This is a genomic window from Paracoccus sp. SCN 68-21 (assembly GCF_001724535.1).
Lineage (GTDB): Bacteria > Pseudomonadota > Alphaproteobacteria > Rhodobacterales > Rhodobacteraceae > Paracoccus > Paracoccus hibiscisoli.
In genome coordinates this window covers 123055-137030 of record NZ_MEES01000006.1, presented here as the reverse complement: position 1 = coordinate 137030, position 13976 = coordinate 123055, and the positions used below count along the sequence as shown (strand labels likewise).

Genomic DNA, 13976 nt, shown 5'->3' with positions numbered 1-13976 from the left:
TGACGCATCCTGCAGTTATCCGTCATGGGATGCCTCGAACTGGCCCGCCGCGCGATCCTCCCTCACTCGCGGCGGGCTTTTTCTTGCACGCCGCCCAGTTGTCTGGCATGTTGGCCGACAAATCGGACAAGGATCAGGCGGGGCCATGCGGGTATCAGCGATTACGAGCATTCAGACCCGGCTTGCGAGCCCAGTTGCGACTGGAGGCACCTTCGACATCCCTTACCCCGCCGGGCAGACCCAGAACACACTGGCTGGATCGACGGAAGGTCAACTTTCCCTCGCATCGGGCGGCGCCGTCCCGCAGGGAGAGGGCCCGGGCCAGGTCGAGTTCTCGTTCGGCGCTTCCAGCATCGCCGTGACGAACCGCTCGGGGCTGACGTTGTCGGGGCTGGTCTATCTGTCGTTCGGCGAGGTCACGATCAACGGCTCCTATCATCTGACGACGCCGAAGAAGGTCCAGAAGTGGATCGACGGCGTGGATGGGGGCCAGATACCGGACCCGTCCGTCGCCCCCACCTTCGGCTCTGGCGGCACGATCACTGTTGACGGCAACGACATCGTGTTCACCGCCCCCACTGTCACCGCAGGCACCCCGACGCCGACGGTCACGCTGGCCGCGACCCGCAACGGCACGCCGATCACCGTCACCGATGGACGGTATGCGGGCGGCGCGGTTCCCGGCGATGCAGATCGGGTCTATGCGGCGACTTGGACGGCGGCAAACGGCGTCCCGCCCAATGCAACCCGGCAGGCAAATCTTACGGTCACCCCGACCGCCCCGACTATCGCCAGCGTCGATTATTTTGCCCGCGATATTGTCACACATCCCTGGTATTATGCCTCTGTGCCGAATGCTGTTTATGACGCGACAGGCAACAAGACCTGGGTTGCTTACGAGCGGTGGGACGGGCGCGAGCGACGCGCCGCGCTGCGTATCTATGACCACGCCACCAGCGAATGGAGCCAGACCTACGATCTTTTCGCCTCCACGGCCCCTGATGATGATCACGGCGTTCCGACACTTTGCTTTGACCATCAGGGGCATGTTCACGTCTTCGGCGGCGGGCACAGCAGCGGTCTTTTGTGGTGGTCCACGACGGCCCCCCGCGATCCCGCTACCTTCGTTCGGCGAGGCATCATCGGCGGCGACTTCACGGACGGCTACGGCTATCCGCACCCTATCGCGCACGGGACCACGATTTTCCTGTTCATGCGTGACAACACGGGCACAGGGATGCCTCTGGTGCTGCGCAAAATCACCAGCCTGTCAAACGGTAACGGGACCGTTGGCGGTGAGTTTACCGTAGCGCAGCGGGCCGATACCCGTTGCTATATCGGTTGGCCTGTCAGGAATGGCAGCAACAAGGTCATCCTGCCCATTTACGGGTCCAATACCGAGGATACGGCCCGCAGGGATGTCTGGTTCCTGGACTACGATCTGCAATCGGGCGCGGTTTCCAACATATCGGGCACTGTGACCACGCCGCAGGCATCGCTGCCGATCACCCTGGGGGCTGACCACAGGGTTCTTGATCAGACCGCCCAGGGAACCTTCGGCGGCTTTGGTTTTGCGGAGCGTGACGCAGCCGGTCGCCTGCACCTGATTTATCAGCAGGGCGACACAGCGGCTGGAACGCGAACCCTTTATCAGATCGTGCGCAGCGGCGGCACGTGGTCGGAACCTGTCTTGGTCGGCACCCTCGGCAACCGCTACAATGGCCTCGGCATGCGTGCAATGGCCGATGGGTCTATGCGCTTGCTCTATGCCAAAGGGCTGGCAACAGAGCGGGATGGAGACATTTATCAGCGCGACTGGACGCAGGCCGGGGGATGGACGGGCGAAACCCGTATCCGCGCCGCTGACACATACAGGCTCGGCGTTCCTAACCCCGTATTCAACGGAACGGATGAGCTGCATTTCGTCTTTGGCGAAACGAGCATTTCAGGCAGCGGCGGGGCTGCGCTCAACGACACGTCCCTGGGGAAAATCCTCAAGGCATACGCTTACGGCACTGGCGGCCTTGTCGCGGCACAAGGCGTAGAGCCGAGCATCGCCAATGCCCAGGTCAACGGCACGCCGGTCGTCGGGCGCGTGCTGTCGGCGGATACTGATGTGCGAGGGGAGCCGCAGCCCGCCTTGGCCTATCAATGGCGACGGGCCGGGGCTGCGATCAGCGGGGCAACAGCGCGCACCTATACGGCTGTCTCGGGGGACATCGGAGCTGCTATCACCTGCGAAATCACCGCGACCAGCGTCAATGGTTCGGCAACCGTGATCGCGACAGGTCAGACGATCCATGCTGATCTTACCAGCATCGATGCTTCGCAGATTGCAGGCCCGGCGCTATTGTTCAATGCGGACGCAAGCGAAACGGCATCCATCACGCTGACGGGCAGCGACGTGACCGGCTGGCAGGATCAATCGCCCGCAGGGTTCGCATTGTCGGTTGCTGCATCCTCTACGGCACCGGCTTACAGCGCGACGGGTTGGGATGGCACGCGACCTGCCGTCACATTCGACGGGGCTGTTTCGGGCGACATGCTGCGCGCGGATGGGCCGCTGCATTCCTACCTGACCGTTTACATGGTCGCGGAGCGAATTGCAGGTCTAAATGACGTGTCGTCTTACGGCGGATTGCGTCCGATGATGGCAATCCAAGCCGCCCCGCGCGATGCCACTACGGTGAGGCGGTCAGTCAAGGTCATGCCTTCAATCATCCGGCCTGGTGCTGATGCTGCGCAATCGACGTTCCAGGTCAACGCGCCGAATGGATCGCAGGCAGTCACAAGCGGCTTCACAGTCGGAAAAAAGGCTATCCTGCGGACGCGTGTCAGGCCGACATACGGAACCCTCTTTGACGTGCGCGTTGACGGGGGCACTGTGGCAGTTGGCAACGGCATGAACTCTGGTTCAGGCGAGGCGCTGGATAACGCCCTCTACCTTGGTGGCGATCCGAACAACATTGGGCGCAGGGCATCGTTCAAACTGGCTGAATTGGTCCTCGTCTATGGAACGCCGACAGCGGAGCAAGATGCCGATATCAGGGCGGTTCTGTCGGCTAAGTGGGGCCTGCCATGACCAGCATCCGATCATTAGCGCGCGAGATCGGCGTGGCTCCGTCAACGGTCCTGCGCCGCATTCAGAACGGGTATGACCCGCGCAAAGCCCTGACCTCGGCTGCTGGCAGGCCGTGTCCTGCCAAATCCAACCCGAAACCGCTCGACCCCGGCGACGTGGCCGCTATCGAGCGGGGCATTGCGGAGCGGCGCCCGGTCGAACACATCGCAGACGATCTTGGCATGGGCAAAGGTGCTGTCTATCGCATCGCTGACCGGGCCGGGCTGACCATCAGGAACGGCCCGCCACCGCCCGCGCCGCGAACCCTGCGCGAGGCTGTCCGGGGAATGAGCGACAAGGACGCGCTGGAATACGCGCTGGAGGCCTATGAGCAAGTCGCCGGACAGACTGACGCCGATCTGGCGCTTGGGCTGTCGTTGGGCCTCACACAGGCGCAGGCGGCTATCTTTGGCCTGCTTCACCGTCACCTCGGCAGCCCAGTGGCCCACGAACGCCTAGGCGCGGCAGCGACGTTCGAAGAGACGCCGGGTCCGGAAGTGATCCAGGTTCAGATCAGCAAGATGCGGGTCAAGCTGGCTGGCCGCTACACGATCAGCAGCGTGTGGGGCTTCGGCTATCAGATGGAGGCGGTCTGATGGGGTTCCTTGGCGACCTGCTGCGCACCCCTGACGCGCAATCCGATCCGCACCATTGGGCCGCGACGTTCATGGCGCATAGGGATGTCGGATTAGGGCTGTGGGCCGTCGCCGCGATGATCATCGATGTGTGGACCGCGGTTATCCTCGTGTCTGTCGGTTATCTGGTCCTCTGGGAGGGCGCGCAATTGTGGCGCGCCGCGAGACAGGGGAAGCGCATTCTGCCGGCCGCTTGGGACGGGTTTCTGGATACCGTCGCACTTACGTCAGGGTGCTACGCAGCCGCGTGCCTGGTCAAAGGCCTGTGGATGGATGCCATTTTTTGCTGGTTCGCGATGTTGATCGTCATTTCGGTCGGTTGGGCGCAACGCGCAGGCCGGCAAACACGTTGAATTGCAGGAAAAGCCAATGTCTGGACAGCACATGCAAGTCGAAGCAAGAGCAAACATCGTCACGTTGGGAGCCATCCTCGTCACCGCCGGGATCTCCTGGGGCGTGATGACGGCGGGCCTGGGCCAGGTACAGGAACAGGTGCGGATCCAGCAGGACAATGCCGTAACCACCGACCAACGCACGCGCGAGACGCTGTCCGCGCACGAAGCCCGCATCCGCGGGCTGGAGAATAACGGCGCCCGCCAGGACGAGCGTCTTCTGCTGATCCTCGACAGCGTCCGCAAGATCGAGGCCAAACTAGAAAGAGGGCCTGTCCAATGACCATGAAGACCTCCGACCAAGGCATCGCCTTCCTGGCTGCGCACGAAGGCGTCGTGCCCGGACCCTATCTCGACAGCGTGGGCGTCTGGACCTATGGCGTCGGGCACACGGCTGCAGCAGGCGCCCCGGTCCCGTCCAAGATGGCGCGCGGGATGCCCGCCGATCTGGACGCAGGCATCGCAGAAGCCTTCCGCGTGCTGCGGGCGGACCTGCCGAAATATGAGGCCGCCGTGAACCGCGTTCTGGCGGGCCGGACGGTTCCGCAGCATCAGTTCGACGCGGCTGTCAGCTTCCACTACAACACCGGCGCCATCGGGCGCGCGAACTGGGTCAAGCTGTGGCTGGATGGCAAAGCGGGCGCCGCTGCAATGAGCATGGTGCAGAACTGGCGGACGCCCGCAGAGATCAAGGAGCGCCGCGAGGCGGAAGGAAACCTTCTGGCATCGGGCAGCTACGGCAGCAAAAAGGCCGCCGTCTGGCCGGTCGGCGAGAACGGCCGCATCACCTGGCGCCCGATCCGCACGCTGTCGCAGGCACAGATCCTGGCGTTCATGGGTTCGCCCGTGCTGCCCGATGCCAAGCCCGGCGCAACTGCGCCTGCCGTGTCTGAAAAGGCGACCGGCAAACTGACGATCCCGGCGGTTCTCGCCGCCATCCTGGCCGCCATCGCGGCCGTCATCTGGAAAGGTTGACCTATGTTCGGACCTGCTGCACTCGCGATCCGCATCGCGCTTTACGCCATCGGGGGCGCCCTGACCTGGACCGGGGCCGTCACCATGACCGGCGCCGACAACGCCTGCATCAACATCCCCCTGTTGGCCGAGACGCTGGCCGGCGGGACCGCCACGATCGTCGGCGGTGTCGGCACGGTGCTGGGCAGCTTCGTCTGGTCGCGCTTCGCCAGCCGCAAGCCCGGCGGCGTGACCTGAATTGAAGCCGACACCCGCCAACAACCACGGCAGCCGGGCCAAGCGGGTCAATCCGCTGACCGGCCGCCGCTATGACTGGGAGACGGAGCAGCTGGAACGTCACGCCGCACAGCACGCCGCCGAGGAAGCCCAGCGCGCCCTTGACGAGGAACTGGCCCTTCTGGAGCGCCAGCAGATCGCGATGCAAGCGCGGGACGATCTGCTGCTCTACACCAAGTTCACCATGCCGGACCCGGAGAACACCTCGGACCCGCGCGCCACGACCTACGACGCGCAGCGGTTTCATGAGGAAGTCGCGCGGGCGATGGAGGCCGTCGAGCGCGGCGAGATCCAGCTTATGATTTTCTGCATGCCTCCTCGTCATGGAAAGAGCGAGTTGGCGACCAAGCGTTTCACCGCTTGGCTGTCCGGTCGGCACCCCGAATGGAACATTGCCGTCGGCACCTACGCGGACAGCCTGGCCGAAGACATGGGCGCGGACGTCCGCAACATCATGAAGTCGCCGCAGCACCGCCAGGTGTTCCCCGGCCACGCCCTTCAGGCGGGCGGCACGTCGAAGTCGAACATGCTGACCACCCGCAACGGCCGTCTGGTCTTTGTCGGTCGCGGGACTGGCCTGACAGGCAAAGGAGCGCATTGTTTAACCGGGGATACCGTGCTAGTTTGTCAGGAAGGTTCGGTCAAACTGCGTGACGTGTATGTCGGTCAAAAAGTTCTTTCCTACTGCCCAGGAAGCGGTCGCGTCGTTTGGCGAGCCGTCCAGGCTGTCGCCGTGCGTCCAGAGGCTCGGATATTCAGGATTACCGATAACGCAGGACGAACTGTCGAAGCTACGAGCGACCATCGCTTCTTCGTCGACGGACGGTGGACCGAAGCGCGTGAACTATCCCCCGGTGATCGTCTCTTGTGCGCAGTGCCAGAGCGTCGGGGTTCGGACAGCGGCCGAGGTTATGAAGCACGAGCGTCGGGGGTTGACGGAGACGTTTTGCTCGAACCAGTGCTGGTCGCAGGCGAGCAACGAGCGGCGATACGGCAAGAGGGAATGTTCGCAGTGCGGAGGCCCCGCGCCGAAGGAGACCAGCTGCGGGATGTCGACGCGGCCTTTCTGCTCGAAGACGTGTCTGGAGCAGTTCAAGGCGGAGGAATACGAAGCGCGGAGCCTGGCAAAGATGAAGCCTTGTCCTCGCTGCAACGCGATGTTCGTCCCAGCGACCTCGTATCAGGCGTTCTGCGGTCGGGACTGTGCGGACCGGGCGCATTCAGCGAAGATGCTGGGCGCTGCCAACCCCCGATGGAACGGCGGCGTATTCAAGCAGCGGACGAAGCCACATGTGGCCAGGCACTACCGGGAAATTCGACCGCTGGTGCTGAAGCGGGACGGGAACCGATGCCTTCTGTGCGAAGGCACGGAGAAACTGAATGTTCATCACATCGACGAGAACCCGCTGAACAACAGGACCGTGAACTTGGCGACCCTGTGCTGGGACTGTCACATGAAGGTGCATTTTTCGGATCAGAAAGAAGCGTTGTCGTCTCGATTGAAGACACTGGCAGAAGCGCCGTTGTCTACGACATACAGGTGGAAGAAACCGAGTGCTTCTTCGCGAACGGCGTCCTAGTTCATAATTGTCTTCTCATAGATGACATCCTGAAAGACCACGAGGAAGCCCGCAGCCAGACGATCAGGGACGCGGCGTGGAACTGGTTCACGAAGGTGGCCCTGACGCGACTGATGGGCCCCAAACTGGTCGTCATCACCATGACGCGCTGGCATAGCGACGACATCATCGGTCGCCTGACGGACCCCGAGAACGAGCATTACAACAGCATCGAGGCCGCGAACTGGAAGATCATCCGGCTGCCGGCCCTGGCCGAGGACGACGACCCGCTCGGGCGCGAGCCGGGCGAGCCCCTGTGGCCGAACGCCTTCGACACGAAGTTCCTGGCGTCCCAGCAGCGGATCGACCCGCTCGGCTTCGCAGCCCTCTACCAGCAGACGCCAACGGTGGCCGACGGCACGTTGTTCCGCCGCGAGACGATCCAGCGATACGAGCCGCACGAGATGCCGGAGAACCTGCGCTACTACGCGACGAGCGACCACGCGGTCGGCACGAAGCAGCGCAACGACCCCAGCTGCTTCCTGAAGGGCGGCGTCGACCCGCAGGGCAACCTGTGGCTGGCCGACATCCTGTGGCGCCGCATCCCGGCGGACCAGGCTGTCGAACTGATGCTGGAGATGGGGGCCGGCGGCGAGCCCGCCACGCGCCCGCTCTTGTGGTGGGCGGAACGGGGCCACATCTCCAAGTCGATCGGGCCGTTCCTGTCCAAGCGGATGCAGGAGACGGGCCGCTACATGAACGTCCAGGAGGTCACGCCGGTGGGCGACAAGGAGCAGCGCGCGCAGTCGATCGCGGCCCGCGTCGCACTCGGCAAGGTTTTCTTTCCTAAAGGCGCGATCTGGGATAAGGCTATAGAGGAAATGCTGGCCTTTCCGAACGGCTTGCACGACGACTTCGTCGATGCGCTGTCGCTGTTCGGTCTGGGGCTTAACAGCCAGTTCGGCAAGTCCGAGCGCAAGCAGACGGCAGAACCACGGTTCGGATCGTGGCGCTGGCTGAAGGAAGATCAGGCCCGCCAGGAGCAGGCGGCCAAAGCAAATGTCTACGGGGGCTTCTGATGGAAGACGAAACTGATCTGGTCCAGCAGCCGACCGCCGAGGGCGCCGAAGCTGAAAACGTGCCCGAGAACGAGACGGCCCTGGTCAAGCGCATCCTGCAGACGATCCACGAGGATCAGTCGCACCACAAGGAAGCCTTCGAGAAGATGCGCGAGGACATGCAACTCGCCACCCACGGCCGGAACAAGACTTGGCCGGAAGGGCACTATACGGCCAACATCGTCGGCCGACACGTCAAGCAGAAGACCGCGGCCCTCTACGCCAAGAACCCCAAGGTCGTCGCGCGCCGCCGCGAGACGCTGGACTTCGCTGTCTGGGACGAGAACCCCCAGAGCCTGATGATGGCGTTCCAGACGATCCAGATGGCGCAGCAGATGATGGCCGGCATGTCTGAAATGCCGATCGACCCCCTGACAGGCCAGCCGGTCATGCCGGAGATCCCAGGCTTCGCGGAGGCCCAGGAACTGATCGGGGACTTCACCCAAGGCCAGCAGCGGCGCGACATGCTGACCAAGCTGGGCAAGACCTTGCAGGTGCTGTTCAACCACGCCATGCGCGAGCAGAAGCCCCTCGATTTCAAGATGGGCATGAAGAAGCTGGTCCGCCGGACCTGCACGACCGGCGTCGGTTATGTGAAGCTGGCTTTCGTCCGCGAACTCGGCGCCCCGCCGGTGACGCAGGACCGGATGACCGACATCCGCAACCGCATCGCGCATCTGGAGCGCCTGTCGCAGGAGGTGGCCGAAGGAGAGATCGAGGACATCGCCGCGGAGACGCGCGAACTGCAGCTGTCGCTGGAGGCCATCCAGAACGAAGAACTGGTCGTCGTCAAGGAAGGCCTGATCTTCGATTACCCGCAGGCCACGCGGGTCATCCCGGACAAGAACACGACGTCGCTGGTCGGCTTTGTCAGCGCCCGACACCTGACCGTCGAGTACCTGTTCACCGCCAACGAGGTGAAGGAGCAGTTCGAGGGCGCCGAGATCGACGACGGGTTCACACCCTACCGCGCGGACTGGGTCGAGGACGAGGCCGCGCCCCGCGCGCAGCAGTCGACCGACAGCAAGGGCCAGCGCCGCGACGGCAAGACGAAAGGCATGGTCCGCGTCTACGAGCATTTCGACAAGGCGACCGGGCTGGTCTATTACGTCGCGGACGGGCACAGCAAGTTCCTGCGCTCGCCGGCCCCGCCCGAGGTCTTCGTCGAGGATTTCTGGCCGGTCTACGCGCTGACCTTCAACGAGGTCGAGAACGAGAAGGAACTGTTCCCGCCGTCCGACGCGCGGCTGATGCTGCACCAGCAGGCCGAACTGAACCGATCCCGCCAAGGACAGCGCGAACACCGCCAAGCGGCCCGCCCGCGCTTCGTCATCAAGACCGGCGCGATGGACGAGAAGGATTACGGGCGCCTGGGGTCGGCCGAGCCCTTCGACGTGATCCCGCTGAACCTGACGATGGACCAGAGCGTCAACGATGCGCTGGAGGCCATCTCGATCCCCGGCGTCGACCCGAACCTCTACGAAACGGGACCGTTCTTCCAGGACATGCAGCTGGTCGTCGGATCGCAGCAGGCCACGATGGGCGGCATCTCGAAGGCCACGGCCACCGAGGCCGCGATCGCCGAAAGCAGCATGGCGGCCAGCGACGGATCGTCCGTCGACGACCTGGACAACTTCCTGACGATGGTGGCCCGCGCCAGCGGCCAGATCCTGCTGCGCGAGATGTCGCCCGAGCGGGTGACGCAGATCGTCGGGCCCGGCGCGCTGTGGCCGGAGATGACGCTGGACGAGATCGCCGACCAACTGTTCCTGGAGATCGAGGCCGGATCGACCGGCAAGCCGAACCAAGCCAGCGAGATGCACAACATGCAGACGCTGATGCCGTTCCTGATGCAGATGCCCAACATCGACCCGATGTGGCTGGCGCGCGAGGTTCTGCGCCGCATGGACGACCGTCTGGACCTGACCGAAGCCGTCGTCGCGGGCCTGCCGTCCATCGCCGCGATGAACCAGATGGCGCCCCAGAACGCGATCGCCACGGACGACCCGGCCGCCGCGCCGGGCGCCCAGGGCGGGCAGGGGGCCGACAACGCGCCCGCGGGCCCGTCCGAGACGCCGCCGGGCAGTTCCGCGTCGTTCGGGTCGAACCAGGTCTAGCGTGTCAGGCGTGTCTGAAATGGATTGCGACAAAGCCTGACATACGTTATGTCTAGCAGGGCATAACACAGGAGCAGTCATGCCCCAGGACGTAGAAGACCAAGACCTGCAGTCGTCCGAGCAGGTCGAAGACGTTACCGAGGCTTCGCCCGCGCAAGCGGACGATGCCGGTGCTGCGGACCCGTCACCCGCACCTGAGAAAGACGAACCCAAGGACATGCTGTCCGTCGTCCGCGACGTGATCGGCAAGACCGAGGAACCGGCCCCGTCAGCCACCGAACCAGCCGAGGAAACCGTCGCCGCTGGCGATGCGGAACCGGAACCCAAAGAGACGGACGACACGAACTATTCGGACGTGCCGTTCAACAAACACCCCCGCTTTCAGCAGCTTCTGCGCCAGAAGAAAGAGTTCGAGGCCGACGCCCAACAGCATCGGATCGTCCAGGACTTCATGAAGCAGAACGACCTCGATCCCGAGGAAGCGGCCGATGGTCTTCAGATCATGGCGCTGATGAAGAAGGACCCGACGAAAGCACTGGAGGCGTTGAAGCCGCACATCCAGCGCCTTTTGGAGGCCACGGGGGAGACGCTGCCGCAAGACCTGCGGGCGAAGGTTCAGGCCGGCGAACTGCCGCTGGACGCCGCCAAGGAGGTCAGCCGCGCGCGAGCGACCCTGCAACACCAGCAGGAAACGCAGCGCCAGGCAGAGCAGCGCCGTCAGGAGGACGAACGTGTCCAGCAGGGCCGAGCCCTGCGCGACACCGCGATCTCATGGGCCAACGACCGCAACACCCGCGACCCGGCGTTCCAGAGCAAAGAGCCGCTGATGCGGCGGGAAATCGCTTTCCTGCAGCGCGAAGAAGGCATCCCCAACACGCCCGAGGGCGTCCGGGACCAGCTGAACCGCGCCTATGCGAGCGTGAACCAACAGGCCCGCGTGGTGGCACCTGCCGCTGCGCCGCGCCCCGCGGTTCGTCCCGTCACGGGCGGAACAGCACCGGGAACCCCCGCCGCAGAACCTGCCTCCATGCTTGACGCGATCAAGATGGGGCTGCGGAAGTAACGAGGACTAAGTCATGGCCTTCACGGCTGCACAACTTGCGGACATCAACAACTCGACGATGGCATTCTGGCTGAACCGTCGCCAGAAATCCGCGAACCAGAACGTCTCGAACAAGCCCATGCTGGCCGAGTTCGAGAAGCGCGCCAAGGAGCGCGTGACCGGCGGCAACGGCGAGATCGTGGTCAAGGTCAAGGCCGGCCAGGGTGGTCTGACGCTGCAGGGTTATACCGGCGACGATCAGGTCAACTACGGCAACCCCGTCGGCCTGCGCAACGCCCGCTACCTGTGGAAAGAACACCACATGGGCATGGTCATCACCCATACCGAACTGAAGATGGACGGTATCGAGGTGATCGAGAGCAACGGCACCGAAACCACGCGCGACGTGCCGGAAGGCGAACTGATCAAGCTGAACGACCTCTACGAGGAAAAGCTGGACATGATGGGCGAGGACTTCGACTTCGCCTTCGATCGCCTGCTGCACGCGGATGGAACGGCCGACCCCAAGTCGATCGCCGGGATCATGTCGCTGCTGACCGAAGCGCCCGCCGCGGGCACCACGGGTGGCCTGTCCCGTGTCCTGAACCCCTGGTGGCGCAACCGCGCCGCGACGGCAGCCAACGGCACCGCCGGCGGCCAGGGCGCGATCACGTCCGCCCCGACCAACGGCGGCACGCTGATCACCTTCCTGCAGGGCGAGAAGCGCCGCCGCACCCGCTACGCGGGTTCGGGCGCCAACGTCGTGTACTACGCGGGGTCCGACTGGATCGCGGCCTACGAGAACGAGATCCGTGCGAACGGCTCCTACTCGCAGACCGGCTTCCGCGGTGCGCAGGACGGCGCGATGGGCGGCCTGAAGTTCGACGGCGACCCCGTCGTCTGGGACCCGACCCTGGACGATCTGGGTCTGACCAAGCGGGCCATCGCGATCGACCACAAGCAGATCATGCTGGAATACATGCGCGGCCAGCGCCTGAAGAAGCACCAGCCCTCGCGGCCGTATGACCGCTACGTCATGTATAACGGCATGACCACGACCTGCGCGCTGATCGCGAAGCAGCTGAACACGTCGGGCATCTACGACATCGCCTGATTTCCCGCCCGGCGCGCAAGCGCCGGGTTCAACCCTTTTGGAAATGGAGGCTGTCATGCCCACCCGTCCCTTCAGCGCGATCGCGAACCTTCGGCACACGCTGGCCGCCGCAGTCGCCAATGCGGGCACGTTTACCGTGCCCTATCCCGCCGGCACCACCCAGGCGTCGCTGACCGGTTCGACGAACGGCCAGCTGGCCCTGAAATCCGGCGAGGTCTTCAAACAGGCCGCGTCCGGCGCCGGCACCGTCGCGTTCGCTTTTGGCGCGTCGACCATCACCGTGACCAACAACACGGGCAGCACCCTGCCCGCGGCGGCCGAGGTCTATCTGTCCTTCGGAGAGATCGACATCAACGGCAGCTACAACCTGACCACGCCGCGCAAGGTCCAGACCACCGCCGGCTGACCCTGACGCCCGGCCCTTCGCGGGGCCGGGCTGACCTTTTCCGAAGGAGAGCATCATGGATTACGTCAACCTGCAGGTTGCGATCGGCGGCGACGCCAACAACACCGTCCCGAAATTCTTCGTCCCTGTGTCCGAGATCCCGGTTCTGATGGCGATCCACGGCCCCGACGCGCTGACCGACTTCGAGGTCGTGGACGCCCCCGAGGACGCCGAGGAACTGTCCGACGCCGAGGAAATCGCGCGTCTGTCCGGCATCTATGGCCGGGTCCAGGACACCGAGGGCCACACCGTCATCCGCCAGGTCTATCCGGGCGCGGGCGCCAAGGTCGTCAGCAGCATCGGTCAACTGGACATCCCCGAGGGCGCCATGAAGGCCACCTCGCGCGCCAGCACGAAGAAGACCGCCACGCGCACCAAGAAGGCCGACGCAGACGCCAACAGCGTGATGGACTGACCTGAATGGCCCGCAACCAGACCCTGCTGAAGATCCTGACGGACATGCGCGGCGAGGCCCGCCTGTCCATGAACCCGTCGCACAACCTGGGGGATCGAGACGCGCAGATCGGATTGCTGCAGCGTGAGCAGGAACGGTTGTGGGCCGATCATGACTGGCCGCACCTGATGGTGTCACGCTACCTGCCCGCCGGGGCGGGCCGACGCTATTACGACCCGCGCGCCGGGTTCAACGAGAACTGGGAGCCGAAGAACGATCTGTCGATGGAGCGCATCAGCGACGTCGCGATCTTCGACGGCCACCTGTGGCGCACGCTTCACTACGGGATCGGCGACCACATGCGTTTCTCGCATGACAGCCTGGCGGGCGAGGTTTCATGGCCGCCGCGCGCATGGCAACGCAGCGAAGACGACGCGCTGGAAATCTGGCCGATGCCGGACGAAAGCGGCGTCACCTCCGTTAACCAGTCGGCCCCGCCCGAGATGCAGGCCGTGATCCGCATCCGGGGCGTTCGCGATCTGCGGCCCTTCCGCGACGATGACGACCGCGCCGATCTGGACGACCGCCTGCTGGCGCTTTACGGCGGCGCGGCGATCCTGGCTGAAGCGGGCGCCAAGGACACGAACCTGAAGCTGGAGGCCGCGCAGCGCCACTACCTGCGGATCAAGGGCGACCAGGACCAGCGCGAGCCGTTCTCCCTGTTTGGCACCCGTGCCGTCCAGCACGTCCCGCGCCCCTACGTTTCGCGCTATCGGCGCCCGGAGTAA

General features: G+C 64.5%; 13 protein-coding genes. All 13 read left to right on the top strand.

Features of this window, described 5'->3' with window-relative positions:
• Window positions 1-145 precede the first annotated feature (145 nt).
• The 13 genes from ABS73_RS03825 to ABS73_RS03765 all read left to right on the top strand — a co-directional run bounded on the left by ABS73_RS03825 (window position 146) and on the right by ABS73_RS03765 (window position 13976).
• Window positions 146-3082 carry a BNR-4 repeat-containing protein gene (locus ABS73_RS03825; RefSeq protein ID WP_277019051.1) on the top strand — a complete coding sequence of 979 codons (2937 nt, stop codon included), beginning with the start codon at window positions 146-148 and terminating at the stop codon, window positions 3080-3082.
• The gene (locus ABS73_RS03820) at window positions 3079-3717 is read left to right on the top strand and encodes a hypothetical protein (protein WP_286693402.1); all 639 of its coding nucleotides are present in this window, start codon (window positions 3079-3081) and stop codon (window positions 3715-3717) included. Before ABS73_RS03825 ends, ABS73_RS03820 begins: the two co-directional genes overlap by 4 nt.
• Window positions 3717-4109 (top strand): hypothetical protein, encoded by a 393-nt coding sequence (locus tag ABS73_RS03815; RefSeq protein WP_277023060.1) that lies wholly within the window; start codon window positions 3717-3719, stop codon window positions 4107-4109. The genes ABS73_RS03820 and ABS73_RS03815 overlap by 1 nt, the downstream gene beginning before the upstream one ends.
• A 31-nt stretch (window positions 4110-4140) precedes the next feature.
• On the top strand, window positions 4141-4431 hold the full coding sequence (locus tag ABS73_RS03810) for a hypothetical protein (RefSeq protein ID WP_277023063.1): 291 nt from the start codon (window positions 4141-4143) through the stop codon (window positions 4429-4431).
• Window positions 4428-5123 carry a lysozyme gene (locus tag ABS73_RS03805; protein ID WP_277023065.1) on the top strand — a complete coding sequence of 232 codons (696 nt, stop codon included), beginning with the start codon at window positions 4428-4430 and terminating at the stop codon, window positions 5121-5123. Before ABS73_RS03810 ends, ABS73_RS03805 begins: the two co-directional genes overlap by 4 nt.
• A 3-nt stretch (window positions 5124-5126) precedes the next feature.
• Entirely contained in the window at window positions 5127-5360 is a 234-nt protein-coding gene (locus ABS73_RS03800; RefSeq protein WP_277023066.1) for a hypothetical protein, read from the top strand.
• Between the two features lies 1 nt (window position 5361).
• Entirely contained in the window at window positions 5362-8037 is a 2676-nt protein-coding gene (gene terL / locus ABS73_RS03795; RefSeq protein ID WP_277023068.1) for a phage terminase large subunit, read from the top strand.
• On the top strand, window positions 8037-10193 hold the full coding sequence (locus tag ABS73_RS03790) for a hypothetical protein (RefSeq protein ID WP_277023069.1): 2157 nt from the start codon (window positions 8037-8039) through the stop codon (window positions 10191-10193). The genes terL and ABS73_RS03790 overlap by 1 nt, the downstream gene beginning before the upstream one ends.
• Before the next feature lie 79 nt (window positions 10194-10272).
• Window positions 10273-11256, top strand: coding sequence for a hypothetical protein (locus tag ABS73_RS03785; RefSeq protein ID WP_277023072.1), 984 nt, complete (start codon window positions 10273-10275; stop codon window positions 11254-11256).
• Window positions 11257-11269: 13 nt separating this feature from the next.
• A complete protein-coding gene (locus ABS73_RS03780) occupies window positions 11270-12349 on the top strand; it encodes a phage major capsid protein (RefSeq protein ID WP_277023075.1) in 1080 nt (359 codons plus the stop codon).
• 55 nt (window positions 12350-12404) lie between these two features.
• Window positions 12405-12755, top strand: a complete 351-nt coding sequence (locus tag ABS73_RS03775; protein WP_277023078.1) for a hypothetical protein — start codon at window positions 12405-12407, stop codon at window positions 12753-12755.
• 55 nt (window positions 12756-12810) lie between these two features.
• Complete coding sequence (locus tag ABS73_RS03770; protein ID WP_277023080.1) at window positions 12811-13209, top strand: hypothetical protein; 399 nt, start codon at window positions 12811-12813, stop codon at window positions 13207-13209.
• A 5-nt stretch (window positions 13210-13214) separates the two neighbouring features.
• Entirely contained in the window at window positions 13215-13976 is a 762-nt protein-coding gene (locus tag ABS73_RS03765; protein ID WP_277023082.1) for a phage adaptor protein, read from the top strand.

What these genes read in the sequence shown, in the direction of transcription:
- ABS73_RS03815 (WP_277023060.1), top strand. Translation starts at nt 3,717, where the DNA reads ATGGGGTTCCTTGGCGACCTGCTGCGCACCCCTGACGCGCAATCCGAT.
- ABS73_RS03785 (WP_277023072.1), top strand. Translation starts at nt 10,273, where the DNA reads ATGCCCCAGGACGTAGAAGACCAAGACCTGCAGTCGTCCGAGCAGGTC.
- ABS73_RS03780 (WP_277023075.1), top strand. Translation starts at nt 11,270, where the DNA reads ATGGCCTTCACGGCTGCACAACTTGCGGACATCAACAACTCGACGATG.
- ABS73_RS03820 (WP_286693402.1), top strand. Translation starts at nt 3,079, where the DNA reads ATGACCAGCATCCGATCATTAGCGCGCGAGATCGGCGTGGCTCCGTCA.
- ABS73_RS03800 (WP_277023066.1), top strand. Translation starts at nt 5,127, where the DNA reads ATGTTCGGACCTGCTGCACTCGCGATCCGCATCGCGCTTTACGCCATC.
- ABS73_RS03810 (WP_277023063.1), top strand. Translation starts at nt 4,141, where the DNA reads ATGCAAGTCGAAGCAAGAGCAAACATCGTCACGTTGGGAGCCATCCTC.
- ABS73_RS03825 (WP_277019051.1), top strand. Translation starts at nt 146, where the DNA reads ATGCGGGTATCAGCGATTACGAGCATTCAGACCCGGCTTGCGAGCCCA.
- ABS73_RS03765 (WP_277023082.1), top strand. Translation starts at nt 13,215, where the DNA reads ATGGCCCGCAACCAGACCCTGCTGAAGATCCTGACGGACATGCGCGGC.
- ABS73_RS03770 (WP_277023080.1), top strand. Translation starts at nt 12,811, where the DNA reads ATGGATTACGTCAACCTGCAGGTTGCGATCGGCGGCGACGCCAACAAC.
- ABS73_RS03790 (WP_277023069.1), top strand. Translation starts at nt 8,037, where the DNA reads ATGGAAGACGAAACTGATCTGGTCCAGCAGCCGACCGCCGAGGGCGCC.
- ABS73_RS03805 (WP_277023065.1), top strand. Translation starts at nt 4,428, where the DNA reads ATGACCATGAAGACCTCCGACCAAGGCATCGCCTTCCTGGCTGCGCAC.
- ABS73_RS03775 (WP_277023078.1), top strand. Translation starts at nt 12,405, where the DNA reads ATGCCCACCCGTCCCTTCAGCGCGATCGCGAACCTTCGGCACACGCTG.